Origin of the sequence: Wolbachia endosymbiont of Aedes aegypti, assembly GCF_021496215.1 — a bacterium.
Classification (GTDB): Bacteria; Pseudomonadota; Alphaproteobacteria; order Rickettsiales; family Anaplasmataceae; genus Wolbachia; species Wolbachia pipientis.
Genome location: NZ_CP090902.1, coordinates 644,382 through 669,501, shown reverse-complemented (window position 1 = coordinate 669,501; position 25,120 = coordinate 644,382). Strand labels below are relative to the sequence as shown.

At 35.4% G+C, this 25,120-nt stretch carries 36 protein-coding genes, 2 tRNA genes and 1 pseudogene; 34 read left to right on the top strand and 5 right to left on the bottom strand.

Going from position 1 to position 25,120, the window contains the following annotated elements; translation table 11 throughout:
• Positions 1-19: 19 nt before the first annotated feature.
• Entirely contained in the window at positions 20-163 is a 144-nt protein-coding gene (locus tag L0Z58_RS03430) for a hypothetical protein (RefSeq protein WP_173862902.1), read from the bottom strand.
• A 446-nt stretch (positions 164-609) separates the two neighbouring features.
• Positions 610-855: pseudogene (locus L0Z58_RS06790) on the bottom strand (PD-(D/E)XK nuclease family transposase); the annotation flags it as partial.
• 210 nt (positions 856-1,065) lie between these two features.
• On the opposite strand from L0Z58_RS06790, the gene ppdK reads away from it, so the two are divergent.
• On the top strand, positions 1,066-3,801 hold the full coding sequence (gene ppdK, locus L0Z58_RS03420) for a pyruvate, phosphate dikinase (protein WP_173862901.1): 2,736 nt from the start codon (positions 1,066-1,068) through the stop codon (positions 3,799-3,801).
• Between the two features lie 84 nt (positions 3,802-3,885).
• Here ppdK and L0Z58_RS03415 read toward each other — a convergent pair whose 3' ends face one another.
• The gene (locus tag L0Z58_RS03415; protein ID WP_022626328.1) at positions 3,886-4,821 is read right to left on the bottom strand and encodes an ankyrin repeat domain-containing protein; all 936 of its coding nucleotides are present in this window, start codon (positions 4,819-4,821) and stop codon (positions 3,886-3,888) included.
• Between the two features lie 26 nt (positions 4,822-4,847).
• A complete protein-coding gene (locus L0Z58_RS03410; protein WP_010962764.1) occupies positions 4,848-5,174 on the bottom strand; it encodes a hypothetical protein in 327 nt (108 codons plus the stop codon).
• 123 nt (positions 5,175-5,297) lie between these two features.
• Here L0Z58_RS03410 and glpX point away from each other — a divergent pair, with 123 nt between their 5' ends.
• Both glpX and L0Z58_RS03400 read left to right on the top strand, forming a co-directional pair.
• Positions 5,298-6,215, top strand: a complete 918-nt coding sequence (gene glpX, locus L0Z58_RS03405; RefSeq protein WP_022626327.1) for a class II fructose-bisphosphatase — start codon at positions 5,298-5,300, stop codon at positions 6,213-6,215.
• A 109-nt stretch (positions 6,216-6,324) separates the two neighbouring features.
• Positions 6,325-7,671 (top strand): hypothetical protein, encoded by a 1,347-nt coding sequence (locus L0Z58_RS03400; RefSeq protein ID WP_010962762.1) that lies wholly within the window; start codon positions 6,325-6,327, stop codon positions 7,669-7,671.
• 420 nt (positions 7,672-8,091) lie between these two features.
• On the opposite strand, the gene L0Z58_RS03395 is transcribed toward L0Z58_RS03400, so the two are convergent.
• Positions 8,092-8,586, bottom strand: coding sequence for a hypothetical protein (locus L0Z58_RS03395; protein ID WP_010962761.1), 495 nt, complete (start codon positions 8,584-8,586; stop codon positions 8,092-8,094).
• A gap of 205 nt (positions 8,587-8,791) precedes the next feature.
• On the opposite strand from L0Z58_RS03395, the gene carA reads away from it, so the two are divergent.
• The 31 genes from carA to L0Z58_RS03240 all read left to right on the top strand — a co-directional run bounded on the left by carA (position 8,792) and on the right by L0Z58_RS03240 (position 25,099).
• Positions 8,792-9,991 carry a glutamine-hydrolyzing carbamoyl-phosphate synthase small subunit gene (carA, locus tag L0Z58_RS03390; protein WP_010962760.1) on the top strand — a complete coding sequence of 400 codons (1,200 nt, stop codon included), beginning with the start codon at positions 8,792-8,794 and terminating at the stop codon, positions 9,989-9,991.
• A gap of 114 nt (positions 9,992-10,105) precedes the next feature.
• Positions 10,106-10,188, top strand: a tRNA-Tyr gene (locus L0Z58_RS03385).
• Positions 10,189-10,192: 4 nt separating this feature from the next.
• Positions 10,193-10,263, top strand: a tRNA-Gly gene (locus tag L0Z58_RS03380).
• A gap of 78 nt (positions 10,264-10,341) precedes the next feature.
• A complete protein-coding gene (gene tuf, locus L0Z58_RS03375; protein WP_010962759.1) occupies positions 10,342-11,514 on the top strand; it encodes an elongation factor Tu in 1,173 nt (390 codons plus the stop codon).
• Positions 11,515-11,528: 14 nt separating this feature from the next.
• Complete coding sequence (gene rpsJ / locus L0Z58_RS03370) at positions 11,529-11,858, top strand: 30S ribosomal protein S10 (protein ID WP_010962758.1); 330 nt, start codon at positions 11,529-11,531, stop codon at positions 11,856-11,858.
• Positions 11,859-11,867: 9 nt separating this feature from the next.
• A complete protein-coding gene (gene rplC, locus L0Z58_RS03365; protein WP_010962757.1) occupies positions 11,868-12,590 on the top strand; it encodes a 50S ribosomal protein L3 in 723 nt (240 codons plus the stop codon).
• A 2-nt stretch (positions 12,591-12,592) separates the two neighbouring features.
• Entirely contained in the window at positions 12,593-13,207 is a 615-nt protein-coding gene (gene rplD, locus L0Z58_RS03360) for a 50S ribosomal protein L4 (protein WP_010962756.1), read from the top strand.
• Positions 13,204-13,491, top strand: a complete 288-nt coding sequence (locus L0Z58_RS03355; RefSeq protein WP_010962755.1) for a 50S ribosomal protein L23 — start codon at positions 13,204-13,206, stop codon at positions 13,489-13,491. The genes rplD and L0Z58_RS03355 overlap by 4 nt, the downstream gene beginning before the upstream one ends.
• A 1-nt stretch (position 13,492) precedes the next feature.
• Positions 13,493-14,317, top strand: coding sequence for a 50S ribosomal protein L2 (rplB, locus tag L0Z58_RS03350; protein WP_010962754.1), 825 nt, complete (start codon positions 13,493-13,495; stop codon positions 14,315-14,317).
• Positions 14,318-14,320: 3 nt separating this feature from the next.
• Positions 14,321-14,605 (top strand): 30S ribosomal protein S19, encoded by a 285-nt coding sequence (gene rpsS / locus L0Z58_RS03345; RefSeq protein WP_006279181.1) that lies wholly within the window; start codon positions 14,321-14,323, stop codon positions 14,603-14,605.
• Positions 14,606-14,610: 5 nt separating this feature from the next.
• Positions 14,611-14,958 carry a 50S ribosomal protein L22 gene (gene rplV / locus L0Z58_RS03340; RefSeq protein ID WP_007549821.1) on the top strand — a complete coding sequence of 116 codons (348 nt, stop codon included), beginning with the start codon at positions 14,611-14,613 and terminating at the stop codon, positions 14,956-14,958.
• A gap of 39 nt (positions 14,959-14,997) precedes the next feature.
• A complete protein-coding gene (gene rpsC / locus L0Z58_RS03335) occupies positions 14,998-15,612 on the top strand; it encodes a 30S ribosomal protein S3 (RefSeq protein ID WP_010962753.1) in 615 nt (204 codons plus the stop codon).
• A 14-nt stretch (positions 15,613-15,626) separates the two neighbouring features.
• The gene (gene rplP, locus L0Z58_RS03330) at positions 15,627-16,040 is read left to right on the top strand and encodes a 50S ribosomal protein L16 (RefSeq protein WP_010962752.1); all 414 of its coding nucleotides are present in this window, start codon (positions 15,627-15,629) and stop codon (positions 16,038-16,040) included.
• A gap of 11 nt (positions 16,041-16,051) precedes the next feature.
• Positions 16,052-16,255, top strand: coding sequence for a 50S ribosomal protein L29 (rpmC, locus tag L0Z58_RS03325; RefSeq protein WP_010962751.1), 204 nt, complete (start codon positions 16,052-16,054; stop codon positions 16,253-16,255).
• Positions 16,248-16,484, top strand: coding sequence for a 30S ribosomal protein S17 (rpsQ, locus tag L0Z58_RS03320; protein WP_007549925.1), 237 nt, complete (start codon positions 16,248-16,250; stop codon positions 16,482-16,484). The genes rpmC and rpsQ overlap by 8 nt, the downstream gene beginning before the upstream one ends.
• A 13-nt stretch (positions 16,485-16,497) precedes the next feature.
• Positions 16,498-16,857 (top strand): 50S ribosomal protein L14, encoded by a 360-nt coding sequence (gene rplN, locus L0Z58_RS03315; protein WP_006279348.1) that lies wholly within the window; start codon positions 16,498-16,500, stop codon positions 16,855-16,857.
• Positions 16,857-17,174: a 50S ribosomal protein L24 gene (rplX, locus tag L0Z58_RS03310; RefSeq protein ID WP_006279347.1), complete on the top strand. Its 318-nt coding sequence runs from the start codon at positions 16,857-16,859 to the stop codon at positions 17,172-17,174. Before rplN ends, rplX begins: the two co-directional genes overlap by 1 nt.
• 6 nt (positions 17,175-17,180) lie before the next feature.
• Entirely contained in the window at positions 17,181-17,714 is a 534-nt protein-coding gene (gene rplE / locus L0Z58_RS03305; RefSeq protein WP_010962750.1) for a 50S ribosomal protein L5, read from the top strand.
• A gap of 16 nt (positions 17,715-17,730) precedes the next feature.
• Entirely contained in the window at positions 17,731-18,039 is a 309-nt protein-coding gene (gene rpsN, locus L0Z58_RS03300) for a 30S ribosomal protein S14 (RefSeq protein ID WP_006279345.1), read from the top strand.
• 21 nt (positions 18,040-18,060) lie between these two features.
• Positions 18,061-18,456, top strand: a complete 396-nt coding sequence (rpsH, locus tag L0Z58_RS03295; protein WP_007551150.1) for a 30S ribosomal protein S8 — start codon at positions 18,061-18,063, stop codon at positions 18,454-18,456.
• A 16-nt stretch (positions 18,457-18,472) separates the two neighbouring features.
• Positions 18,473-19,018: a 50S ribosomal protein L6 gene (gene rplF, locus L0Z58_RS03290; protein WP_010962749.1), complete on the top strand. Its 546-nt coding sequence runs from the start codon at positions 18,473-18,475 to the stop codon at positions 19,016-19,018.
• A gap of 5 nt (positions 19,019-19,023) precedes the next feature.
• Entirely contained in the window at positions 19,024-19,395 is a 372-nt protein-coding gene (gene rplR, locus L0Z58_RS03285; RefSeq protein ID WP_006279867.1) for a 50S ribosomal protein L18, read from the top strand.
• 12 nt (positions 19,396-19,407) lie between these two features.
• On the top strand, positions 19,408-19,920 hold the full coding sequence (rpsE, locus tag L0Z58_RS03280; RefSeq protein ID WP_010962748.1) for a 30S ribosomal protein S5: 513 nt from the start codon (positions 19,408-19,410) through the stop codon (positions 19,918-19,920).
• A 3-nt stretch (positions 19,921-19,923) separates the two neighbouring features.
• Positions 19,924-20,394 (top strand): 50S ribosomal protein L15, encoded by a 471-nt coding sequence (gene rplO / locus L0Z58_RS03275; RefSeq protein WP_006279863.1) that lies wholly within the window; start codon positions 19,924-19,926, stop codon positions 20,392-20,394.
• Positions 20,395-20,397: 3 nt separating this feature from the next.
• Positions 20,398-21,726 carry a preprotein translocase subunit SecY gene (gene secY / locus L0Z58_RS03270; protein ID WP_010962747.1) on the top strand — a complete coding sequence of 443 codons (1,329 nt, stop codon included), beginning with the start codon at positions 20,398-20,400 and terminating at the stop codon, positions 21,724-21,726.
• Entirely contained in the window at positions 21,723-22,364 is a 642-nt protein-coding gene (locus L0Z58_RS03265; protein ID WP_010962746.1) for an adenylate kinase family protein, read from the top strand. The genes secY and L0Z58_RS03265 overlap by 4 nt, the downstream gene beginning before the upstream one ends.
• Positions 22,365-22,423: 59 nt before the next feature.
• The gene (gene rpsM, locus L0Z58_RS03260) at positions 22,424-22,792 is read left to right on the top strand and encodes a 30S ribosomal protein S13 (protein ID WP_010962745.1); all 369 of its coding nucleotides are present in this window, start codon (positions 22,424-22,426) and stop codon (positions 22,790-22,792) included.
• Positions 22,793-22,813: 21 nt separating this feature from the next.
• Complete coding sequence (rpsK, locus tag L0Z58_RS03255) at positions 22,814-23,200, top strand: 30S ribosomal protein S11 (RefSeq protein WP_010962744.1); 387 nt, start codon at positions 22,814-22,816, stop codon at positions 23,198-23,200.
• Positions 23,201-23,221: 21 nt separating this feature from the next.
• Positions 23,222-24,289, top strand: coding sequence for a DNA-directed RNA polymerase subunit alpha (locus tag L0Z58_RS03250; RefSeq protein ID WP_010962743.1), 1,068 nt, complete (start codon positions 23,222-23,224; stop codon positions 24,287-24,289).
• A gap of 7 nt (positions 24,290-24,296) precedes the next feature.
• Positions 24,297-24,725, top strand: a complete 429-nt coding sequence (gene rplQ / locus L0Z58_RS03245) for a 50S ribosomal protein L17 (protein ID WP_007550873.1) — start codon at positions 24,297-24,299, stop codon at positions 24,723-24,725.
• A gap of 23 nt (positions 24,726-24,748) precedes the next feature.
• On the top strand, positions 24,749-25,099 hold the full coding sequence (locus L0Z58_RS03240) for a YraN family protein (protein ID WP_022626322.1): 351 nt from the start codon (positions 24,749-24,751) through the stop codon (positions 25,097-25,099).
• Positions 25,100-25,120 lie beyond the last annotated feature (21 nt).

The following is a 25,120-nucleotide window of genomic DNA, read 5'->3' as shown; positions in this document are numbered from 1 at the left end:
TGGTTAACAAAGTTTCTTGTCATGAGGGACCAAATGGAAGTCTGCTCGTTTTCACGCGAATTAATGTTACAAATTCTATCCATTTCGTTACAAAATGGCATTCGCTTTCTCCATTATCCTTTACCTGCACATCCATCAGCATTCCTTGCGGGTTGCCTGCCATATAGGCGAAAATACAGGCTTATCCTGTTCCTTTTGTCATACAATAGTGGGTTAGGTGGCTTCTCTATACCGGTGGAATTATTATTTGCGTACATCCAGAAATGAAAAATGTCACATTACCTTTTGGTCGGAGCTTATCAGCATCTTTAGCTCTTTAATCGTTACGATACTTATGAAGCTTCACTTACGTTCACCATACCACTAAGCCTAGCCCTCCAACCACATGATGCTTGTAGTTTATGCTTTCTCTCACGATTGAGCATCTTCTTTATCAAGAGGAGGTTCATTGTCCGCGTCGCTCGGCACCAACTGGTTACCCAATTCGCACTGATGCGTAGACTCAGATGGCAAAACATCTGGTTCAATAAGCTTTAGAATCCTTTCAGTTTCTTTCTGAATGAATTCCTCTCCTTTTAAACAATATGACCGAAGGCTTTCAGGTCGCACCATTTCAATCACATACCTAGCCCCACTAGAGTCCCTGCAAAGAACATCAACTATACTTTGCTTATCAGAGGCAATTTCAGGATCCATTACAGTACTGAGGAATTCTATTTCTTTTATTTCATCTTTGCCAGTGAACCCCAAAATATCATTGAGAAAGTGAATGAGGATGTCTTTATTTTTTTCAGTACCAAAAATACGCCGGAACGCAACATCATTCTTGGGGTCGAGAAATTTAGAAAGAGCCATAAAAAAATTTTTAAATGTATCTTTATATTATATATTCTTATTAATAATAATTCAATAATTTGTCGTCTTTTTTGTTAACTTTACTGATGTTGTTGTAAGGAACGTTGTTGCAAAATTTTGTAAAATTTATTATCCTAAGGTTTCAAGTTCTCACAGGTTTATTGGAGCTATATGTACAATGTGTTTATCAGTGAAAATCCGGAGAAAATGATGGGGGAAAAGTTAATACATTACTTTAGCCAGGGTAAATGCGAAGGCAATGCAGAAATGAAAAATCTGCTGGGAGGAAAGGGGGCAAATTTAGCAGAAATGTGCAATGTTGGCATTCCTGTTCCACCTGGTTTCACAATTTCCACCTCTGCTTGCAAAGTCTATTATCAAGACAATAGATCTTCTGTTATCCAAGTAGCTGACTACTCGGATCCAGAAAAAAATGTGGTCACGCACTGGAATGACATATGTAGTGGAATCAAAAACTACATGGCGATGCTCGAAAATGACATCGGTTGTAAATTTGGGGATTTAAATAATCCCTTATTAGTTTCCATACGCTCTGGTAGTGTTAGTTCAATGCCGGGCATGCTTGATACTATTTTAAATGTTGGTCTAAATGATGAAACCGTTGTTGGGCTTGCAAAAAAAAGTGGCGAACGTTTTGCTTACGATAGCTACTGCCGTTTCATCATGATGTACTCCAATGTTGTACTACAGCTTGATCATCACCTATTTCAAGATGTTGTTGATAATAAGCAGCAAAAGAGTGGAGCAAAAAGCTTAGCTGATCTTGATGTTGATGTTTTAAAAGAAATTGTTAACAATTTCAAAAGGATAGTACATGAAAAAACAGGAAAACATTTTCCGCAGAACGTTGAAGAGCAATTGCTCAGCTCAGTGAATGCAGTATTTGCTTCTTGGAAAAATGATAGGGCTGTTTCCTATAGAAAAATACATAATATTCCTGAAAACTTTGGAACAGCGGTCAACGTGCAAGCAATGGTTTTTGGTAATTTAAATGATAATTCTGCAACTGGTGTGATATTTACACGAAATCCTTCAACTGGAGAAAAAAAATACTTTGGTGAATTTCTGATTAATGCTCAGGGTGAGGATGTGGTTTCTGGTGTTTATACTCCTATGCCAATTGACGGAGAGCAAAAAAACACCATGGAGAAGTTGCTGCCAAGTGTCTACCGAGAATTATGCGTGGTATGTGAAAAACTTGAAAGGCATTATAAAGACATGCAGGATATCGAATTTACTGTGCAGGACGGTAAGTTATGGATTTTGCAGACTAGGTCTGGCAAGCGCACGGCTGAAGCTGCTATTCGCATAATAGTTGATATGGTAAACGAAGGAACGATTACAAAAGAAGAAGGAATATTGAGAATTGATCCAAAAACCTTTGACAATTTATTGCATCCAGTTCTTGACGTTAAGAGTGACCAAAAAGTAATAGGGAAGGGGCTGCCGGCTTCTCCAGGGGTTGCTTCTGGATATGTAGTGTTTAGTGCAAGTGATGCTGAAAAAGCTGCAGAGCAGGGCAAAAAAGTGATTTTAGTAAGGTCAGAAACGAGTCCTGAAGATATTAATGGAATGAATGCTGCAAGTGGCATAGTAACAGCACGGGGAGGGATGACCTCGCATGCTGCTGTTGTAACCCGTGGAATGGGTAAGCCATGCATTTGCAGTGTGAGTGGACTTTATATCGATAAAGATGGAACTTTCTTTTCTGTAGGGGATACAAAAGTAAATAAAGGTGAACCAATTACCATCAACGGAGGAACAGGGGAGGTTATGCTTGGCATTCTCCCTACAATTTCACCTGAATTATCGCAAGAATTCAAAACGGTAATCAACTGGATAGATGAAATCAAAACGGTCAAAGTGAGAGCGAACGCTGATACTCCAAAAGACGCAAAAATTGCAAAAGAATTCGGTGCAGAAGGTATAGGCTTATGTCGCACAGAACATATGTTTTTCGCTAGTGATAGAATCGAATTCATTCAAAAGTTGATAATAGCTGACGATGAAAATGAAAGGGCAAATGCGCTCATTAAACTAGAAGAAATGCAAAAGTCTGATTTCAAAGAAATATTTTCTATTATGGAGGGCAGGGAAGTCACTATACGGTTGCTTGATCCACCTTTGCATGAATTTTTACCCAATGATCAGTCTACTATAGAAAAAATTGCCAAATCACTTAGTAAGTCAGTTGAGTCAGTAAAAAATAAAATAGCACAGTTATCAGAAAAGAACCCAATGCTTGGCCATCGAGGTTGTAGACTTGCTATTTCTCATCCTGAAATATATAGCATGCAGATTAGGGCAATACTTAGTGCTGCAAGTGAATTAAAGAAAGAAAAGAAGATAGAAGTGGAGCCTGAAATCATGATTCCTTTTATCATGAGCGAGAAAGAATTTATTCTGATATGCGAGCTAGCAAAGAAAGAATCCTCTGTTATCTCAGCTGGGATCCAGACGCAGATTCCAGCTTCACGCGCTGGAATGACATCAGACAAGGCTTATTCAATTGGAACGATGATAGAACTACCAAGAGCAGCACTGATTGCTGATAAGTTAGCAAAACATGCAGAGTTCTTTAGTTTTGGCACTAATGATTTAACGCAAACAACCATGGGACTTTCAAGAGATGATTCAGTTAATTTCCTCGATTCTTATAAGGAAAGCAACATATTCGAAAACGACCCATTTGAAGTGCTGGACATCGAAGGGGTAGGGGAGTTAATCAAGATGGCCATTGAAAGAGGCAAAAAAACCCGAAAAGAAATAAAACTGGGTATATGTGGAGAGCATGGAGCAGATCCAAAATCTATAGAGTTTCTCATCGAATCAGGGGTGGATTATGTTTCATGCTCACCCTATAGAGTACCGATTGCAAAGTTAGTGGCAGCACAGTTTAGTGTTAGATCTAAATTTGCTAGGTAAGTATAGTGGCAGTGTTGGCTACTCATATGGTTTGAGCCCACCAGAGGGTGTCATTCCAGCGCGTGACGCTGGATCTAGTTTTTATTATGGCTTTCTGGATCCCAGTGTCTGGGCACTGGGATGACATCCTGTTACACGTTCAACTTCATTCTCTCTCATCTCCCTATAACTTGGTAATGTAGAATTTTTTACATGCAACCCGGTGTATATTGCAACCAAAGCAGCTATGACACTGCAAACTACTGCACCAGCTACAAATGGAACCATTACAGCAGCAGTAATGAATAATCCTGTAATAACAACTCCAACAACATCTTTTGTCAATGAGGTGTAAAAATCCTTTTTGCTCTCTTTATATTTAGTTTCTTGTTCATTTGGCATAGAAAATTGAGCATCTACGAAGCCGTTAGCTTTATTATCATTATTTGGTGTGGCAGTTTGCTTAGTATTTGTTTCCTCTGGTATTACAGGCGTTTTGTTTTTGTTATTATGATTATCACCATTGGTACTGGTTAGAGGAACTGTTGCTATAGGTCTACTACCAATGTTCCCATTACTGCTGCAAGGTTTTGCTCTGTTTTCTTCATTAAGCTTACCACTATTCAAGAACGCATTAACAATTTCAGTTTTACCTACCTGTATGGCCACTTCTAAAGCCTCTTTCCTGTTTGCAGGACTCACGTAACCTAAAATTAGCTCAACTTCTTGGACATTACCTTGAACAATAGCAGAATTCAAGGCATGCAATTTTTCTTCTTCATTAAATTTGCCACTATCCAAAAGTACCTTAACAACGTCAGCTTGTTTTGTTATTGCAGCTATATCCAATATAGTCCTGGAAGCAGTATCTGTAAGATGGATTACAGCATCTAAATCTGTAAACAATTTTACAACATCTAGAAATACGCTACGATCGCCGGTAATATTGGACTCTCTTACAGCATTTGCAAACGAGTCAAAAATTGCCGAATTTGTTTTTTTTCCTTGTATTAGTTGCCCGTAAAGTACTTCAGCAGTCATACCAGGGTTTATGGAGTTACTAGAGTCTACTTCATTACTGTCTGCTCTATTCTTTCCACATTAGGTACCTCTTCTTCCTTGTTTATCGCTGCGGTTATTTGCTCTTGTTGAAGGGGTTTACACCCATTTTGGAGGAGAAAATCCTTAACGCGTGTGTTGTTATTTTCGGTTGCATGTTTTAGAAGTAAGTCTTCTAATGAATTGTCTCCTTCACATTTATCTTGGAAATTAACTTCTTTCCACTTTGGTTCCTTTTGCAAATCTTTAAGACTAGCAATTCCCTTATCATCATATTTTACAATTGTAGCTATCTTTCGATACAACTCTCTAATATCATCATTACTATATACCATAACTAAACCTACTACTATATGTTAGTTTATTACAGCAACTTTCCCACAACCAGTCAAGACATATTGCAGTCTAAAGTTGCATGATATATATTGGATTCTTTATTTATGATTCTCGAGCAAATGATGGAAGATTTAGCTTATAAATTAGTTAAAGTGACCGAAGCTGCAGCACTTGCTGCATATAAACTAGCAGGCTTCGGCGATGAAAAAAAGGCTGATCAGGTTGCAGTTGATGCAATGCGTACAGTATTAAATTCAATGGAAATAAATGGTACTATCGTAATTGGTGAAGGTGAGAGAGATGAAGCGCCGATGCTATATATTGGCGAGAAGGTTGGCACTGGAAATGGTCCTGAAATCGACATTGCCGTTGACCCACTTGAAGGCACTACGATTTGTGCTCATTACAAATCAGGGGCAATGTCCGTTCTTGCTGCAACGAAAAAAGGTAATTTTTTACATGCACCTGATGTTTATATGGAAAAGATAGCAGTAGGAAAAAATCTTCCAGAGGGTGTAGTCTCACTAAAAAATAGCATTGAAAAGAATCTAGACAATTTAGCCAAGGCAAAAAAATGCAAAGTGAATGATCTCGTGGTAACTGTACTTAAACGTGAAAGGCACAATGAATTAATAGAGAAAATCAGGAAATTAGGAGCAAAAATTAAACTAATAGATGATGGCGATGTTGCAGCCGTAGTTTCACTAATAAATGGCAATCATGATATGTATATCGGAATAGGAGGGGCACCAGAAGGGGTGCTTGCGGCTGCAGCGCTGAGTTCAATCGGTGGGCAGATGGAGGGAAGATTAATATTTGACACGGATCAATTAAAAGAAAGAGCAAAAAATTTAAATATCCATGACCCAGAAAAAATCTACACCGTAAAAGATATGGCAAGAGGTGAATCAGTGTTTATTGCAACTGGAGTAACAAGCGGAGAACTTGTGGATGGAGTTGATAACATATGTTCAACTAGTTCTTTAATAATTCTACCTAATAAGCTGATAAAGCTGCAAACAATGCAGAACTTATGTTAGCTTTTTTAGTTTCTAATTTTAGCTTTACAACATTTAGCATTAAGATATAATCAAGTTTACTTATAACAATAGAGGTGTGAAATGTTTTCTAGTATTGTAAATCTATTGAATGGTTTTTTACAAAAATTCGAGTACCAAGGAAAGTGAAGAAAAGTTGACTCTTCTATCTCCTCAAGCAAATCTTCAATTCGATGAGACTCAGGTACAAAGTGTGCTCTCAGATTTTGAGAAATTGGAGTTTAAGGATAATAAGTGTTTTGACAAAATAGCAGACGATTATGAAAAGAAGGGGAAGAGTTCCCTCTTTAATTACGTGATATTGAATAAGCGGAAAGAAATAATCGATATATTAGATAGGAATCTTCCTCTTCTCGAAGAACAGGAGGAGTTTAGAAGGAAATATAGTCAATATGTTTTTCAAATTGACAAAGGAATGAGTTATGGAAAAGAACTTCAAGATAGACTTCAGTCTTTTAAAGATAGGGCAGAAGAAGTGTTATCAGATTTTGAAAAATTGAATTTCAATTTTAAGGATAATAAATGTCAAGATTCTTCTGATTCTGTAAATTATAATAACGGCCGGCCAGCGGATCCATTTGACAAAATAGTAAACTATTATCGACGGGAGAAGGAGAGCATTTTCCTTTTTAACTATGTGGTATTAAGTAAGCAAAGAGAAATAATGGATATATTGGATAAGAAGCTTACTTCTAAAGATCAGGAGGAGTTAAAACAAAATTTTAAAAAGAGGTTGGGTAGATATCTTCTTCGAATTGACGAAGGAATGAATGATGCAAAAGAATTTCTAAACAAAGATGATCTAATTGGTTTCTTTGATGGATGTTATTGGCCAGACAAAAAGGCAGGACATCTTGTTAATCATTATGATAATCTTAGTATCAACATTACTAAACCTGGACAGAGTTTAGAAACTAGTCGTCTTTTTAGCGAAAAGATTAAAAGGATGGAAACAATTAAAAATGAGGTACAAAGAGTAAAAATATACAGTAATGATAAAAGAATAGTAACAATTGAGAAGAATGAGACACAACAGAGGAACTACTCCTTTGCAAAATTTGCAATATGTGACATCGAAATTAGTTGGGATGCAAAAGATGAATCTGGAAAAGACCTTAACTGTACTGTTGTTCTAAATATAAATTTAGGTCAAGTTAGTATTAAAAAATCAACTATTGACGGTAAAGATGTTGAACCAAAGAAAATTTTAGAGTTAGCTAAGCAAAACGAGGCTGTGCTTATAAAAGGTAAAGCTTTACATGAAGTTTTAGCAGCACATTTCATTAAGCAAACACCATGTGAGGAAAAGAAGGATATGCAATCGCACGAGAATATCGTTGTACCTGGTTCCGGTGCACCTCGCTCTATTAATGAGGAAATAACTGTAGAGCATCCGTTCGGGAAAGCGGCAAATAAAGATAATCATAGAGAAATGTGAGTTTACAACAAATGGTGCCATGAAAGTAGCTGATACATAACTGTACGAACGTTTGTTTGCGAAGAAATGTTATAGCAGGTTTTGCCTCAAACACAAAGGTGTCATTCTAGTGCTTGACACTGGAATCCAGCCCTTTTACGCAGTCCCATTAAAAACGTTGTATTTTAACGTAGGATTAGCTACTTTTATACTCACCAATTTAATCTCTAATCAAAATTCCTGGATCCCAGTGTCTGGGCACTGGGATGACATCCTCCCTAGTGGATTCAAATCACAATATTCGTATAGTAAGCACTGACCACTTTTGCTTCAATATTTGCGATGCCCCTGAACAGATACAATTATTCTATTATCAGGAGGATGCCATTAATCGCTTTATATAATGCTACTTGTAACACTTATGCCCTGAACGGAGACAGTTTAGGCTGTTATGCCTGGCGGCTTTGTTGGAATAAGTTTTTCAACACTGCTAACAATAAAATTGATTGTATCGTCAGCTACCTTATCGAATTTATCATTTATCTCTTTTCCTATTTCTTGATTTTTAACATATTCGTGTAGAGCTAAAGCAGTTATAGCTGCACATGCTGCAATTAAGCCAGTTTGTGCTATAATGAATAGTGATAATCCTCCTACGAATATAGATGTTAATCCAATAGCCAGGTTTATAATTTTACTTTGTGTTGTTTGTTGCGTCGCTTGGCTTTGATCTGCCTGTTTATCCTCTAAAGCATTCGATATTGTTTTTAAGGCAACTTTTATCGCTATTGCTGCAACTGAAACCATAATTAGTCCTATAGCTATTTTTGCTAAAAGAAGAATCGACGGTAGCATCATTACAAATAATAGCGCGCCAATTCCTCCAGCTAACCACTTCTCATTTATTTTTTTTGATTGATTTGTACCAGTGTTCATTATTACCCTCCACTTTACTTATGATTTACCTATATCTAATACGAAATATGAAGGTAGTCAACTATATATTTTATATGAAAGATTGTATTAAAAGTTTTTCATGTTATTTTTTGCTGCTTCGTGGTTAAATTTGGAATTTTAGAAAGAGTTACGTATTATTTGAAATTCTTGTATACTGTTTTGAATCAGTTAAATAGATAATGAAGTGCAGGACGCAGTGTTAATTTTACAAGATGGCAAGTGCTTTTGGGGAAAATCAGTAGGTAAAAAAGGCAAGTGCATAGGCGAGGTTTGTTTTACCACTGGTATGACCGGTTATCAGCATACTATAACTGATCCTTCTTTTGCCGATCAAATTATAACGTTCACTTTTCCTCATATTGGTAACATTGGAATAAATCATAAAGATAATGAAGGAAAGAAAATTTTTGCAAGTGGTGTGGTTATGCGTGAACTTTCTTCTATGTCCCACCCTTCTTCATATATCAGTTTAAATGATTGGTTAGAGAAAAATAACGTGATTGGGATATCAGGAGTTGATACTAGAGCTTTAACAAGACATTTGAGAGAACATGGATCTCAAAATGGAATGATATGCTCATCGAGTAAGGCGCATGCATTAGACAAATTGAAGGAATACAAACCTGTAAATGGGATAGAAATAACTAATAAGGTTAGTTTAAATAACAGTTTTGAAAATAATAGACTAGCGGAGCACTTTGTCATCCAAGTAGCTGACTACTCGGATCCAGCAAAAAATATATGGATTCCAGTGTCACGCACTGGAATGACATCAGATAGAGCTATTGACCTTAATGCAAAATATAGGATTGTAATCGTTGATTTTGGCGTAAAAATCAGTATAGTTTCACGCTTAATAGAACTTGGTTGTACAGTTGAATTAATCAGACCAAGCACAGGTTTTGCTCAAAAAGTGTTGAGTATGAATCCAGATGGTATAGTGCTTTCAAATGGTCCTGGTGATCCGCAAGAAATAGGAGAAAGTGTAGTTTCAGAAATAGACATTATTATAAAATCTAAAATACCAATTTTTGGCATATGCATGGGCCATCAATTACTTGCGATTACTTTGGGGGCAAAGACCATCAAGATGGATATAGGTCACCGAGGGAGTAACCATCCAGTTTATGATGTAATTAGTGGAAAAGTTGAGATCACTAGCCAAAATCATGGTTTTGTTGTTGATTCAGCTTCTCTTCCAAGTAATGTTGAAATTACTCACATTTCTCTATTTGATAATAGTGTAGAGGGAATAATGATGAAAGATTACCTAGTCTTTTCTGTGCAATATCATCCAGAAGAAGCTCCAGGTACGCATGATTCGCATTATTTGTTTAGGCGTTTTATTGGCAATATTGTGTTATATAAAATGAAATCTGCATGATTTTAATCAGGGTAGGTTTTATTGCTTGATTTTTTAATTTTAGGCGTTTAGTATTAAATACAATAAGAGCTTAAGTTAAGATGCTAAAATAGTATTCTCTTAACAAATTTTTGCGGAGGAGTGACCGAGTGGTTAAAGGTAACAGACTGTAAATCTGTCCGCGTGAGCGTACGTAGGTTCGAATCCTACCTCCTCCATTGTGCGGGTATAGCTCAATGGTAGAGCTCTAGCCTTCCAAGCTAGTGACGTGGGTTCAATTCCCACTATCCGCTCTTTTTTTTGTTGTATTTTGATAAAATCAACATATTATTTATTGATGTATTTGTATTTTAGGTAGAAAAGTTTAAATTATGACAGCGATAGTGGAAGCATTTGGAAAGCCGCATGTAAATGTGGGAACAATAGGACATGTGGATCATGGGAAGACGACGTTAACAGCGGCGATAACGAAGCATTATGGAAATTTTGTAGCGTACGATCAGATAGATAAAGCGCCAGAAGAAAGGAAGAGGGGGATAACGATAGCAACAGCGCATGTTGAGTATCAGACGGAAAAAAGGCATTATGCACACGTTGATTGTCCTGGACACGCTGACTATGTAAAGAATATGATAGTAGGTGCAGCACAGATGGATGCGGCGATATTGGTAGTGTCGGGGGTTGATGGGCCAATGCCACAAACGAGAGAGCATATATTGCTGGCGAAGCAGGTAGGTGTTGGATATATCGTGGTGTATATAAATAAAGCTGATGTTGCTGATGCTGATATGATAGATTTAGTAGAAATGGAAGTGAGGGAATTACTGAGTAAATACGGATTTCCAGGGGATGAAGTGCCTGTGGTGGTTGGTTCAGCGCTCAAGGCGCTGGAGGATGACAGCAGCGAATATGGAAAGAAATCAATAGATAAATTGATGGAAAAGTTAGATGAATATGTAGCGGTTCCACCAAGGCCTGTGGATTTACCATTTTTATTGCCAATCGAAGATGTATTTTCGATATCGGGGCGAGGAACAGTGGTAACAGGAAGAATAGAGAAGGGAGAGATAAAGACGGGAGAAGAGATAGAGATAATAGGTCTGAAAGCGACGCAAAAGACGATATGCACAGGTGTTGAGATGTTTAAGAAGTTGCTGGATAAGGGAAGTGCAGGACTCAATGTAGGAATATTGTTAAGAGGAACAAAAAGAGAAGAAGTGGAGAGAGGGCAAGTATTAGCGAAACCGGGGACGATAACACCGCATAGAAAGTTTAAGGCGGAGGTTTATATATTAAAGAAAGAGGAAGGAGGAAGGCATACACCATTTTTTGCGAATTACCAGCCACAGTTTTATTTAAGGACAACGGATGTAACTGGGAGCATAAAATTGCTAGATGGGAAGGAGATGGTAATGCCAGGAGATAATGTGAGTGTAGAAGTAGAATTGCAAGTACCGATAGCAATGGATAAGGGATTGCGTTTTGCGATAAGAGAAGGCGGTAGAACTGTTGGTTCTGGTGTTGTTTCTGAAATTTTGGAGTGAGTGTAGTAACTAAGATGAAGCAAGATATATATATTAACATTAAGGCTTTCGATTGTTCTTTGTTGGAGGAGTGTGTTCGAAAATTTATTGATGAATTAAAGCGGTCCAGTGCAAAATTATCTGGTCCGATTGCGTTGCCAAGGAAAGATTCTAAATTTATTGTTAATAGATCTCCTCACGTTGATAAAAAATCTCGTGAACAGTTTGAAATGAGAACTTCTAGGCGTTTGATTGTTTTACATGATCTTACTCCTACTATGATGCAGATGCTTACAGGTTTATCTTTTTCTGCTGGCGTAGAAGTGGATTTAAAAGTCAAGGAAGTCAAGGAAGTTAAGGTTTAGGAGAAGGAAATGAAGAGAATAAATTCGCTGAGGAGAATTGGTTTACTAATGATGAATATTGGTCATACTGCTATGTATTCTGACAATAGTCGCATGGCTGTAACTTTATTGCATCTCAGCGAAACTCATATTATTGATATAAAAGGACAAGATAAATGTGGCTATAATTCAGTCATTTTAGGCACAGGAGATTTTAAAAATATAGCAAAACCTCAGTTGGAATATTTAAAGAAAAAGGGTATAAATAATAAATGTAAGTTATACGAAAGTAGATTAAATGACCTGTCGGGAATAGAATGTGGTAAAAAAGTGGGAATCAATCATTTTGTGGTTGGTCAATATCTTGATATTACGGGTTATTCTATAGGTAAAGGATTTGCTGGTGTGATGAAGCGGCATAATTTCAGTGGGCTTAGGGCATCTCATGGTGTTTCTATTGCTCACAGATCACAAGGTTCCACTGGCCAATGTCAGGATCCTGGTAGAGTATTCAAAGGAAAGAAAATGGCTGGTCATTTAGGTAACAGCAGGATAACTGCACAAAATATGAAGATATTATCCATTGATCATGAAAATAGTATAATTGCTGTGAAGGGTAATAATGTTCCTGGGTTTAAAAATTCCTATGTTTTTGTAAGAGATGCAGTTAAAAAATCTTTACATAAAGATGTTCCTTTTCCGGTAGGTTTACTGTTAGATGTAAATGATGATGCTAGTAATTTGGTAAGTTAGTTATGGAATGTAATTTAGTTAATCTATCTAATGATAATGTAGGTGCTGCTCAGCTCAATCCTTTGATATTTTCTGCTAAGCAAAAATTGAGTATTTTGCATGATATAGTGAGATGGCAATTAGCGAAGAGAAGAGCTGGTACTCATAAAACAAAAGGTATTAGTGATGTCTCTGGTACAACAGCTAAACCTTATGGTCAAAAACGTACCGGTAGGGCAAGACAAGGGAGCTTGCGATCTCCTCAATTTAGAGGTGGTGGGATTATTTTCGGCCCTGTTGTGAGGAGTCATACTTATTCTCTTAATAAGAAGGTACGCAAATTTGGTTTAAAAATTGCTTTATCTCTAAAGTATTTAAATAATCAAGTAATTATTCTGGATAATTTAAATATTGATGTGAAGAAAACGTCTGAAATGTGTAAATGTATTAAAAATTTTAAATTTTCTTCCTTTTTGATAGTTGGTGATTATGGAGATGATTTGTTGCGTGCGGCTAAAAACTTGCACTATGTAGACTTAATCAAACCTATTGGGTTAAATGTTTTTGATATATTGAATCACGAATGCGTGATGTTGACAAAGGATACTTTAAAGCATCTTGAAGGTAGATTGTTATGATCAAATATAATAATATAATAAAATCTTCTATAATTACAGAAAAGGCCTCTTTTTTGAGGGAGAAGTTTAATAAATATTCTTTGTATGTTTTTGTAAATGTAAATAAGCGTCAAATAAAGTTGGCAATAGAGTCTCTATTTGATGTTAAAATTTCTTCTATAAATGTTGTTAGAATTAAGCCTAAATATAGGCGTTTTAGGGGTGTGGTTGGTTGTGAAAAACAGAAAAAGAAAGTTTATTTTTCTTTGATGGATGGTCAAAAATTAGATATAATGAGCGTTTAGTATGGGTATGAAATTTTTTAATCCTGTTACTCCGTCTTCTCGTGGGACTGTGTTAGTAAGTAAAGTTGGTTTATCAAAAGATGAGCCAGAAAAGTCTCTTACATCCGGTAAAAAGTCCAGTGGTGGAAGAAATAATCATGGTAGAATTACAACTCGTCATAGGGGTGGTGGCCACAAAAAGAAGTATAGAGTAATAGATTTTAAGCGTAATAGAAGTGGTCAAGGTATAGTTGAAAAAATAGAGTATGACCCAAATAGAAGTGGGTTTTTGGCGTTAATATCATATAAGGAAGATGATATTAAGTCTTATATATTAGCTCCTCAAGGTATGAAGCCAGGTGATGTTGTTACAGCTGGGAATGATGCTGATATTTTGCCAGGGAATTGTTTGCTACTCAAGCATATACCTGTTGGTTCTTTCGTTCATAATGTTGAGCTGAAGCCAGGTAATGGTGCTGCGATTGCTAGAGCTGCTGGTTGTTATGCACAAATCGTTGGTCGTGATGGCCAATATGTTTTATTACGACTCAGGTCTGGTCAAATTAGGTTGATTTTATCTTCTTGCAAGGCTACTATTGGTGTAGTATCTAACCCTGACCATAAGAATAGAAAGTTGGGTAAAGCTGGGAGAAGTAGGTGGCTTGGGATTAGACCTACTGTACGTGGAATTGCAATGAATCCAGTTGACCATCCTCATGGAGGCGGGGAAGGAAAAACCTCTGGTGGTCGTCATCCTGTTACTCCTTGGGGTGTTGCAACAAAAGGAAAGAAAACTCGAAGGAGAAATAAATCTAGTGATAAGTATATAAAACAATTGAAAGGTTAGTTTATGAGTAGATCTGCATGGAAGCCTCCTTTTTGTCATCCTTCTATATTAAAGTCGGTGAATAATGCTTTAAACAAGGGGTTTGTTAACATGGCTATAAAAGTTCATTCCAGGGCTTCTGTAATTCTTCCTAATTGTTTAGGTTTAAAGTTTGCTGTTTATAATGGTAAGGATTACATTCCTGTGAATGTTAATGATCAGAATATGATAGGTCATAAGTTTGGTGAGTTTTCACCCACTCGTAAATTTACTGGGCATAGTGGTGATAAAAAGGCGACAAGAAGGTAATTGATATGAAAAACAGAGATGTAATAGTTAAAGCTGGTTCTAGGGTTTTAAAATCAACTCCTCGTAAATTGAATTTGGTTGCTGGTTTAGTACGTAATAAAAAAGTTTCTTTTGCCACTGTGCAATTAAGATTTTGTGAAAAGAAAGCTGCAGGTCTTATAAGGAAGGTATTAAATTCTGCGATTGCTAATGCTCAAAATTATGGATTGGATATCGATAATTTATATATAAAAGAAATTTTAATAGGTAAGTCTCTTACTTTGCGTAGGGTATGTCCAAAAGCTATGGGTAGAGCTAATAGAGTTAGTAAACGTTATAGTAATATAACTGTAAAATTGGGGGAAATTATATGATTCATAAAAATAGAAAATTAATAAGGAAAGTGCAAAAATATGGGAAACGTTAATCCTAAAGGATTTAGGTTAAAAATAATTAATACTTGGTCATCTATTTGGTATGCTGAGAAGGGTTATAAACAAGGGTTGCATCAAGATTTATCTATTCGCAGTTATATAAATGAATCTTTTAAGCATGCTGGTGTTTCTAAAGTAATTATAGAGCGTACGATCGATTTGGTATCTGTAATAATACATTCTTCTAGACCTGGAGTGATAATAGGTAAGAAAGGCTCAGATATTGAGAAGATAAAGCAAAAGATAGCTGAAAAAGTAAAAAATAATGTGGAAGTGAATGTAGTAGGGGTTAAAAGGTCTGAAATAGATGCAGTTTTAATATCAAACAGCATTGCACAGCAGTTAGAAAAAAGGGTTTCATTTAGAAGAGCGATGAAAAAAGCTATTCAAAGTTGTTTGAGGATGGGTGCTAGAGGTATTAAAGTAAGTTGTTCTGGGCGCCTTGGCGGAGCTGAGATAGCTCGTACTGAGTGGTATAAAGAAGGCCGTTTGCCTTTGCATACTTTACGTGCTAATATAGATTATGCTTTTGCTGAAGCAAAAACTATATATGGCATCATAGGAGTTAAGGTCTGGGTTTATATTGGTAACTAATTAGGTATATTGAAATGTTTATTCCTAAAAAAAGTAAATATAAAAAAGTATTTAAAGGACGAATTAAGGGTAACACGAAAGGTGGTAGCACATTATCTTTTGGAGATTATGGTCTAAAGGCTATGGAAGCAGGTAGGATTCAATCTAAGCATATTGAAACTGCAAGGCGTGTAATATCTAGAACATTAAAACGCTCTGGTAAAGTGTGGATAAGAATTTTTCCTGATACCCCTGTTAGTAAAAAGCCGGCGGATGTGCGTATGGGTAAAGGGAAAGGTAGTGTTGAGTTTTGGGTATTTAAAGCTAAGCCCGGTAGAATGTTGTTTGAAATTAGCAGTGATGTTCCCATGCATTTAGCAAGATTGGCGCTTGAAAAGGCAACTGCTAAGCTTCCTATGAAGTGTAAATTTGTATCTAATCATAATTAAATGGAGTTGCAATGGATATAGCTGACATTGAATCGAGGTCCTCGCAAGAATTGCATGAAATTCTTGTGAATTTGAGAAAAGAGTTTGTTAATTTGGTTTTTCAAAAGAAGCTGGCCCAGTGCAACAATATTTCGCGTTTTAGCTTAATAAGAAAGAGCATAGCTCGTATTTTAACTACATTAAATAAAAGAAGAAGAGAGGAAAAGAATGCCTAAAAAGGTTTTTTGTGGTACTGTAACTAAGGCTAAGTGTGATAAGACTGTAAAGGTTTCGGTATTACAAGTGTATAAGGATGAGCTGTATAAAAAGGTTATAAAAAAATACAAGAAGTATACAGCACATGATGAGAATAATAGTTGTAAAGAAGGGGACAAGGTTTTAATACAAGAACACAAGCCTATTTCTACTACTAAAAAATGGGTTATTGTTAATAGCTCACATTGAATAGGATATTTATATGATTCAAAAAAATACATTGTTGGAAGTAGCTGATAATTCTGGCGCGCGTGCAGTGCTTTGTATTGGTTTATTGGGTGGTAGAAAGTCTGCATCTATAGGTGACACAGTTATTGTATCTACTAAATCTATTACTCCAAGAGGGAAAGTTGAGAAGGGAAAAGTATATAGAGCAGTTGTGGTGAGGGTGAAAAGCCCTATTAGGAAATCTGATGGTTCTGTAATTCGTTTTTCTAGCAATGCTGTAGTTTTGATTAACGATCAAGGTGAACCACTTGGCACTCGGGTGTTTGGTCCGGTAAAAAAGTTATCATCTGGTTCTTTTATGAAGATAATGTCATTAGCTGTTGAGGTTTTATAATGAGTGCTAAAATAAAAAGTGGTGACGACGTTATAGTTTTAACTGGTAAAGATAAGGGAAAAATTGGTAAGGTAATCAAAGTTATAGCACGTGATGCTAAAAAGAAAGTAATTGTTTCTGGAGTGAATGTGCATAAGAGACATACTAAACCAAAAGCTGGTAGTAGTGGTGGTATATTAAATAAAGAGTTAGCTATTGATATATCCAACGTTGCAACATTGGACCCTAAATATAAAACTCCAACTAGAGTGGGGTTTAAGGTTATAGACGGTAGAAAAGTGCGTTTTGCAAAAGTTTCTGGAGAAGTGATAGATTAGGTTGATATGTTTAAAGAATTGTATAAAGATAGCATAGTAAAGTCCTTGAAGGATAAGTTTAATTACGGCAATATAATGCAAGTGCCTAAACTTGTCAAGGTGTGTATCAATATGGGCGTTGGAGATGCTGCTACAGATAGTAAAGCAATAAATGAACCACTTGATAGCCTATATTTGATTGCTGGGCAGAAGCCTTTATCAACTTTTGCAAAAAAATCTATTTCTGGCTTCAAGATCAGAAAAGGTGCTACAGTAGGTTGCAAAGTAACTTTGCGTAGAGATAAAATGTATGAGTTTTTAGAAAGATTGATATATATTGCTTTGCCAAGGGAAAAAGATTTTAGAGGATTTAGTGTGAAGCAATTTGACGGTAATGGTAATTTTTCCTTTGGTATAAAGGAACATATCTCGTTTTTAGAAATAGACTATGATAAAATAAGTAAAATTAGAGGTATGGATATTAATATTATAACAAGTGCAGTTAGTGATAAGGAAGCAAAGGAATTATTACTGGCTCTTAAATTTCCTTTTTTTGATTAATTGAGAGGAGAAATATATGGCAAAAAAATCTATGATAGAAAGAAATCTTCGCAGAATAAAGTTGTGCGATCAATATAAAGAAAAAAGAGAAAAATTGAAATCTATAATAAATAATAAGAATTTGTCTATTGTAGAAAGGTTTACAGCTCAAAATAAATTAATTAAAAAATTGCCTAGAAATTCTTCTAAAACCAAAATTAGAAATAGGTGTGCTTTAACTGGGAGACCAAGAGGAGTATATAGAAAATTTGGTTTATGTAGAATTGTTTTGCGTGATTTATGTTCTTTTGGGCAAATTCCAGGAGTTACAAAGTCTAGTTGGTAAATATAATATAAGGAGTATATTGTGGCGTTATCTGATAGTATTGGTGATTTTTTAACAAGGATACGTAATGCTCAATTGGCAATGCATAGGGCAACAAGGGTACTATTTTCTAAGATGAATTCTTCTATATTGGAGATTTTAAAAGAGGAAGGGTATATCCTTGATTATGAAAAGCAAGTTGTAGATAACTTACCTTCTTTCATTGTAAAATTGAAGTATTATGAGAAGTCACCTGTAATTAGTGACATAGTTAGGGTGTCAAAGCCTGGTTGTCGTCGTTATTCTAAGTATAAGGACATTTCTAAAGCATATAATGGTCTTGGTATTTTTATTATATCGACACCCAAAGGAGTGATGACTGATTATAATGCACATAAATTAAAGGTTGGTGGAGAAGTTTTGTGTCGTGTGTTTTAAATAATAGGAGAAATTCATGTCTCGTATAGGTGCTGCTCCTATCAATATTCCTGCTGGTGTTTCAGTTGAATATAATAATGGTAGTATGTTAATAAAGAGTGCTAAGGCTGAAAAGGAAGTTAGCTTGATCAGGGATGTTGTGTGTCAGATTATTGATAATCAGCTATTGCTTTCTGTTGATCAAGATAAAGATAATTATGATAAAATAAAGCCTATGTGGGGCACTTATAGGAGTAATATTAATAATATCATTAACGGCATGGTTGATGGTTTTTCTGTTAATCTTGAGATTAACGGTGTGGGATATAAGGCAGAGTGTGATGGTAAGTATTTGACTTTATATCTTGGTTATAGCCATAATGTTAAATATAAAGTGCCTAAAGATGTTGAGATTAAGTGCATAAAGCCAACTCACTTAATAGTTAGTGGTATGGATAAGCAGAAGGTCTATATGGTGGCGTCTGATATATGCAAAATTAGAAAATATGATCCTTATAAAGGTAAGGGTGTTGTAATAAAAGGCAAATTTATGCTGCGTAAGGTTGTAAGTAAAAAGAAGTAATAAAAATGAAAAGATCGTATAATTTTTTAAGTAATTCTGAAAAAAGGAAGTTACGTAATAGAGCGAAGCTTGACAAGAGCGCTGAACGTTTACGTATATCCATATTTAAATCTAATAGGCATTTTTATGTCCAGTTAATTAATGATGTAAAAGGAATAACTCTCACTTCAGCTTCTACTTTGGATGCTAAAATTAAGGATGTATGTAAAGGGAAAGTCAACGCTGAAACTATAAAACAGGTTTCTTCTTTAATGGTTGAGCGTCTGTCTGGCATGAAATTAGAGCAGCAGCTTACGTTTGATCGTGGAGCGTATAAATACACAGGATTAGTTTCTCAATTTGCTGAGGCTTTAAGAAGTTCTGGATTTGAATTTTAGAAGGTTTTGAATATGGCTATAAAGAATTTACAAAATAATAATGATTTATCAGAGCTTTTAGTTTCGGTACGAAGAGTGACAACGGTTACCAAAGGTGGTAGAAGATTTTCATTTTCAATTTTGGTTGTTGTTGGCGATGAGAAGGGTAGGGTAGGGTGTGGAATAGGTAAGCACGCAGAAGTTGCTGAAGCAAGAGTCAAAGCTGTAAATGCTGCAAAGAAATCAATGATTAGAGTGTACTTGCGTGAAGGTAGAACTTTGCATCATGATATTAAAGCTAAATTTTGTTCTGGTGAGATAGTTTTAAGAACCGCAAGAGCCGGAACAGGTATTATTGCTGGTGGAGCGATTAGATCAGTTTTTGAGGTGTTAGGTATAAAGGATGTGGTAGCTAAATCCACTAGATCAAATAATCCTCATAACGTTATATGTGCGGTGTTTAAGGCTTTTGATAGTATGTTATCTCCTCGTCAGGTAGCAAGCAAAAGAGGCAAAAAGATTAGCGAGATAGTTGGAAACAGGTAAAGTATGAATAATGCTGTAAAATTAAACTCTATATTTACTAAATTATCTAAGAAAAAGAAGCCTAAGTTGCTGGGTAGAGGTATCGGTTGTGGTAAAGGTAAAACATCCGGTAGAGGGCATAAAGGGCAGAAGGCTAGAAGTGGAGTTTCTATAAATGGTTTTGAGGGTGGACAACAGTCTATATATACTCGTTTGCCTAAAAGAGGTTTTAAGCCTATACGTAGGAGCATATACTCTATAATTAATGTTGGCGATATACAGCGCTTAATGGAAGCTAAAAAAATAGTGAAAGACTCTGTTATAGATAAGGAGAGGCTGTATAAATTAGGTTTTATAAAGTCTATTAAGGATAAAATTAAACTTCTTAATAAAGGTAAGTTGAGCGAAAAATTTGTGTTTCATGTTGATTTTGCGTCAGAAGCTGCAAAAAAATCTGTAGCTTCAGTTGGTGGTAGTGTGGAAATACTATCGTAAGTCATGGGCAATAAATCAGCATTTAATAGCTTGGATCCTACGTTGTTATATAAAGGCGATTTATTAAAGCGTATATTTTTTACGCTAATAGCTTTAATTTGCTATCGCTTGGGTACTTATGTGCCTATTCCTGGAATTAATCTTGATGTAATTAATGATATATTTCCCAAAGATGGCTCAGGCGTTTTTGGAGTATTTAATTTATTTTCTGGTGGTGCATTGGCTAGAATGACAATTCTAGCATTGAACGTTATGCCATATATAATGGCTTCTATCATTATTCAGTTACTTTCTTCTGCGATTAAAGGAATGAAGGAAGTTAAGAATGATGGAGAGTCAGGCCGTAGAAAGATGAATTCTTATATACGCTATCTGACCATAGTAATTTGTGTATTTCAATCAATTCCAATTTTGGTTGGATTGGAAGGGATGAATAGGGAAGGGGTATTGGTTGTAATCGAACCTGGTGTTATGTTTCGTACAATAGGTGTTTTCAGCCTTTTAGGTGGAACTATGCTTTTAATATGGCTTGGTGAACGAATCAGCGCTAGCGGTATAGGCAATGGTATCTCATTAATCATTTTCACGGGTATAATATCAGAGTTACACAGCGCTTTGTCATCTTTGTTAACGTTAAATAAAAACGGTAGCGTATCGTTATTTATTATCCTTTTTGTTTTGGTATTGTTTTTTTTGCTGCTACTCTTAGTCATTTTTGTAGAGTCTTCTTATAGAAAGGTTATTGTTCAACATCCTAAAAAGCAATTTAAAAGATTACATAATGACGATTTTACTTATATTCCATTGAAGATTAATTTATCTGGTGTAGTACCAACCATTTTTGCTAATGCAATTTTATTGACACCTATTTCAATTGCAAATTTCTATAAGGGGCACGCTTTTTCTGATTTTATTTTGAATTACTTTATGGCAAATAAAGTAGTATATATTGTAGCCTATTTGGTGCTGATAGTATTTTTTAATTTTTTCTATACCAATTTTATATTTAATCCAGAGGAAAACGCAGATTTTCTTAAAAAAAATGGTGGTTTTATACCTGGTAGAAGGCCTGGGAAACATACTTCTGATTACCTTCAAGATATAGTTTTTAAGTTGACATTCATTGGCTCTGCGTATTTGGTAGTCATATGTACTGTACCTGAAGTTATGAGATATTATTATGATATACCATTTATTTTTGGTGGGACGAGCTTACTGATTATAGTGAACGTTATTACTGATACTATTATGCAAATACAATCTTATATTTTTTCAAATAGGTACGACAACTGGATAAAGAAATATGAGTCTAAAACGAGGAAAGTAAGATGATCATTACGATTTTTGGTCCTCCAGGTTCTGGTAAAGGTACTCAGTCAAGCTTGTTAATAGCAAAATATAATTTAAAATTAATTTCAGTAGGGGATTTATTAAGGAATATTATATCTAGCAGTAGTGAGTTAGGTAAAAAAATAAAGGGTACCGTGGAATCTGGTAATTTAATTCAAGATGAAATTATATGTGGATTATTACGTGACCAGCTTGCATTAGTGGATGATAATTGCTTATTAGATGGTTTTCCGAGAAATTTAAACCAGGCTCATTTTTTGACTCAAGTTTTGCAAGAAAAATATAATAGGGATGTTGACATTGTAGTTGAGCTGCAGCTTGACGATAATATTGCAATCGATAGGTTAAAAAATCGTCTCGCGTGTTTGGACTGTAAAAACATATATAGTGTATCTTCTTTTAAGAGTACTACTTGTGCTAAATGTAAAAGTACGAGGTTAGAGAAAAGAATTGATGATGCTGATATGTCTGCAATTAATAAGAGAATAAGTGAATATCACCTTCAAATGAAAGGTTTACGCGAGTATTATAAAGGCAAATTATTAACAATTGACGCTAATTTGAGTGTTGATGAGGTAACGCAAGAGATTGAAAGTAAAATTTCTTGTAATTTGGTTTGACTCTGAGTTGTTTTATGGTATAAATTAAGAGTTGTTATTAATAAAGTATCGAGGTACCAGTGGCACGTATTGCAGGCATAAATATTCCAGTGAGGAAATGTGTTCCTTTTGCATTAACTTATATATATGGTATAGGTATTGCTACTGCGAATGTAATTTGTCACGCTTGCGAAGTTGATAAGCGCAAACGTGTTTCAGAATTACGAGATGAAGATATAGAAAAGATCAGCGGTTTCATTAGACAAAATTATGTTATAGAAGGTGAGCTCAGAAAAGAAGTGGCTATGAACATAAAATCTTTAGTGGAAATGGGATGCTATAGAGGGGTGAGACATAGAAAAGGTTTACCTGTGAGAGGGCAAAGGACTCATACTAATGCTAAGACTCGTAAAGGTAGATCTCGGTTGCCTATTGCTGGGAAAAAATAAAATTTATTATTGTGAGTTTTAATGAAAAAAGTCAAAACGGTTAGTAAGAGTAAGAAGGAGTTTATTACTGGTGTTGTCCATATTCGTGCAACTTTTAATAATACTTTTGTAAATGTAACTGATGTTCATGGTAATACGCTATGTCAAACTTCTGTGGGTGCATGTGGTTTTTCAGGTTCGAGAAAATCCACACCTTATGCTGCAGGTAAGGCTGCGGAGTCTGCTGCGAAGAACGCAATGGAGAGATTTGGTATGAAGGTTGTCTCTGTAATAATTCGCGGCCCTGGCTTTGGTACCGAAGCTGCGGTTAAAGCATTTCAGAGCTGTGGGTTGACTGTGACTTCAATTGCAGATAAAACCGCAATTCCTCATAATGGGTGCAGGTTAAGAAAAAAAAGAAGAGTATAGGATATTTGAAAAGGTTGTTTTATGTATTATAATAATGATGTTTCTCTCTGTAGCAATTTAGATAAATTGATTAAACCTAGTTCAGTTAAGGTAGTATCAGATGATTCAAGTGAAAAAAGTGATATAGTGCTAGAACCGTTGGAAAGTGGTTTTGCTTTAACATTAGGCAATGCATTAAGACGTGTAATGTTATCTTCTCTTAAAGGTAGTGCTGTTTATGGAATAAAAATTGAAGGTGTAACTCATGAGTTCACTTCAATTCAAGGGGTGAGAGAAGACGTAACTGATATAGTATTAAATATGGGTATGTTGAGGTGTAAATTAAATGGTGCTTCTAATAAATGCTTAAATTTAAACGCTAAAGGGCCTTGCCAGGTATTAGCTGGGATGATAGAAACTGATGATCAATGCTCTATTGTTAATAAAGATTTGTTAATATGTACGCTGGGGCAAAATGTGGAGCTTAACATGACCATATATGTGGCTAGCGGAAAAGGTTATCTTCCTGTAACTAAATATAAAGAAAATGAACTTTTGAAGCTTATGAGTGAACAGGATTTAATTGGTTTTATTCCAGTTAATGCTTTGTATAGCCCTGTCAACAGGGTTTCGTACAGGGTAGAGAACAGTCGTGTTGGCCAAGTGACTGATAAGGATAAGCTGATATTGTCAATTGAAACTGATGGTACAATTTCTCCGAGTCAAGCTGTTGACTCTGCTGCAAGAATATTACAGGAGCAACTTCAGCCCTTTATTAGTTCTGATGTAAGTTATAAAAAATCGCAGGTTTCTTCGTCTAGTGGTGCTAAAGATTTGGGTTATGACCCTGTCTTATTGCGTAAGGTAGATGAAATGGAATTATCTGTCAGGTCTCATAACTGTCTGAAAAACGAAAACATCACTTATATAGGTGATCTTGTACAAAAGACAGAAGGTGAAATGTTAAGAACTGCTAATTTTGGCAGAAAGTCTTTGAATGAGATTAAGGCAGTTTTGACTAATTTTGGCTTGTCTTTGGGTATGAATGTGCTAAACTGGCCACCTAAGGATATAGATGAGTTGGCTAAACAACATACTGATGAAGATTAGGTGATATATGAAACATGGAATAAAAAAACGTAAACTATCTCGTTGTACTGAACATAGATTATCGACGTTAAAGAATCTATCTATCTCATTAATTAACCATGAGCAGATTGTAACTACTTTACCAAAAGCTAAGGAACTTCGTCCATATGTCGAAAAGTTTATTACAATTGCTAAGAATAAGAATACTTTACATGGTAGAAGACTTTTGCTTTCACGACTTCATAATAGTAAGTTAGCAGTTGATAAGTTATTAAACGTCTTAGCCAGCCGTTATCAAGATCGTAAAGGTGGGTATTCTAGAATAATAAAATTTAGCACTCGAAAGGGTGATTGCGCTTCAATGGCAGTGATAGAACTGGTTGATAGGGATATTGCAGCAAGAGGTAAGGTTTATAGTAAAAATAAAGAAGGAGGCAAAGTAGTTACACAAAGTTAATTGTTATCATAATTGTTCTTCTTGTGGTAAGTAGGTTACGCTGCTTTGTAGGTTACTTTGGCGAGTTATTAGTTTTAGTATATTTAAAACTGAAATGGTATAATGTTATAAAACGCCGTTACCGTTGTAAGTTCGGTGAAATTGACTTAATTGTATCTAAAAAAAAGGAGCTGATTTTTATAGAAGTTAAAACAAGTTTACTTGGAAAAGAAATACCGATATCTCATCTTCAATGTCAGTCTATTATAAATTCTTCTAAGTATTTCTTAAGTAAAAACCTTAGTTTTTTAGATTATTCAGTCAGATATGATTTATATTTTCTTTCCTTAAAGAGAAGACCTGTTTATATAAAAAATGCTTGGATTGAAGAATGAAAGATTTGTAGCTGAATTAAT

Bases quoted from the DNA above. Each gene is read 5' to 3' on its own strand.
- L0Z58_RS03430 (WP_173862902.1), bottom strand. From the start codon at position 163: ATGGCAGGCAACCCGCAAGGAATGCTGATGGATGTGCAGGTAAAGGAT.
- ppdK (WP_173862901.1), top strand. From the start codon at position 1,066: ATGGGGGAAAAGTTAATACATTACTTTAGCCAGGGTAAATGCGAAGGC.
- L0Z58_RS03415 (WP_022626328.1), bottom strand. From the start codon at position 4,821: ATGACTGCTGAAGTACTTTACGGGCAACTAATACAAGGAAAAAAAACA.
- L0Z58_RS03410 (WP_010962764.1), bottom strand. From the start codon at position 5,174: ATGGTATATAGTAATGATGATATTAGAGAGTTGTATCGAAAGATAGCT.
- glpX (WP_022626327.1), top strand. From the start codon at position 5,298: ATGGAAGATTTAGCTTATAAATTAGTTAAAGTGACCGAAGCTGCAGCA.
- L0Z58_RS03400 (WP_010962762.1), top strand. From the start codon at position 6,325: ATGGTTTTTTACAAAAATTCGAGTACCAAGGAAAGTGAAGAAAAGTTG.
- L0Z58_RS03395 (WP_010962761.1), bottom strand. From the start codon at position 8,586: ATGAACACTGGTACAAATCAATCAAAAAAAATAAATGAGAAGTGGTTA.
- tuf (WP_010962759.1), top strand. From the start codon at position 10,342: ATGACAGCGATAGTGGAAGCATTTGGAAAGCCGCATGTAAATGTGGGA.
- rpsJ (WP_010962758.1), top strand. From the start codon at position 11,529: ATGAAGCAAGATATATATATTAACATTAAGGCTTTCGATTGTTCTTTG.
- rplC (WP_010962757.1), top strand. From the start codon at position 11,868: ATGAAGAGAATAAATTCGCTGAGGAGAATTGGTTTACTAATGATGAAT.
- rplD (WP_010962756.1), top strand. From the start codon at position 12,593: ATGGAATGTAATTTAGTTAATCTATCTAATGATAATGTAGGTGCTGCT.
- L0Z58_RS03355 (WP_010962755.1), top strand. From the start codon at position 13,204: ATGATCAAATATAATAATATAATAAAATCTTCTATAATTACAGAAAAG.
- rplB (WP_010962754.1), top strand. From the start codon at position 13,493: ATGGGTATGAAATTTTTTAATCCTGTTACTCCGTCTTCTCGTGGGACT.
- rpsS (WP_006279181.1), top strand. From the start codon at position 14,321: ATGAGTAGATCTGCATGGAAGCCTCCTTTTTGTCATCCTTCTATATTA.
- rplV (WP_007549821.1), top strand. From the start codon at position 14,611: ATGAAAAACAGAGATGTAATAGTTAAAGCTGGTTCTAGGGTTTTAAAA.
- rpsC (WP_010962753.1), top strand. From the start codon at position 14,998: ATGGGAAACGTTAATCCTAAAGGATTTAGGTTAAAAATAATTAATACT.
- rplP (WP_010962752.1), top strand. From the start codon at position 15,627: ATGTTTATTCCTAAAAAAAGTAAATATAAAAAAGTATTTAAAGGACGA.
- rpmC (WP_010962751.1), top strand. From the start codon at position 16,052: ATGGATATAGCTGACATTGAATCGAGGTCCTCGCAAGAATTGCATGAA.
- rpsQ (WP_007549925.1), top strand. From the start codon at position 16,248: ATGCCTAAAAAGGTTTTTTGTGGTACTGTAACTAAGGCTAAGTGTGAT.
- rplN (WP_006279348.1), top strand. From the start codon at position 16,498: ATGATTCAAAAAAATACATTGTTGGAAGTAGCTGATAATTCTGGCGCG.
- rplX (WP_006279347.1), top strand. From the start codon at position 16,857: ATGAGTGCTAAAATAAAAAGTGGTGACGACGTTATAGTTTTAACTGGT.
- rplE (WP_010962750.1), top strand. From the start codon at position 17,181: ATGTTTAAAGAATTGTATAAAGATAGCATAGTAAAGTCCTTGAAGGAT.
- rpsN (WP_006279345.1), top strand. From the start codon at position 17,731: ATGGCAAAAAAATCTATGATAGAAAGAAATCTTCGCAGAATAAAGTTG.
- rplF (WP_010962749.1), top strand. From the start codon at position 18,473: ATGTCTCGTATAGGTGCTGCTCCTATCAATATTCCTGCTGGTGTTTCA.
- rplR (WP_006279867.1), top strand. From the start codon at position 19,024: ATGAAAAGATCGTATAATTTTTTAAGTAATTCTGAAAAAAGGAAGTTA.
- rpsE (WP_010962748.1), top strand. From the start codon at position 19,408: ATGGCTATAAAGAATTTACAAAATAATAATGATTTATCAGAGCTTTTA.
- rplO (WP_006279863.1), top strand. From the start codon at position 19,924: ATGAATAATGCTGTAAAATTAAACTCTATATTTACTAAATTATCTAAG.
- secY (WP_010962747.1), top strand. From the start codon at position 20,398: ATGGGCAATAAATCAGCATTTAATAGCTTGGATCCTACGTTGTTATAT.
- L0Z58_RS03265 (WP_010962746.1), top strand. From the start codon at position 21,723: ATGATCATTACGATTTTTGGTCCTCCAGGTTCTGGTAAAGGTACTCAG.
- rpsK (WP_010962744.1), top strand. From the start codon at position 22,814: ATGAAAAAAGTCAAAACGGTTAGTAAGAGTAAGAAGGAGTTTATTACT.
- L0Z58_RS03250 (WP_010962743.1), top strand. From the start codon at position 23,222: ATGTATTATAATAATGATGTTTCTCTCTGTAGCAATTTAGATAAATTG.
- rplQ (WP_007550873.1), top strand. From the start codon at position 24,297: ATGAAACATGGAATAAAAAAACGTAAACTATCTCGTTGTACTGAACAT.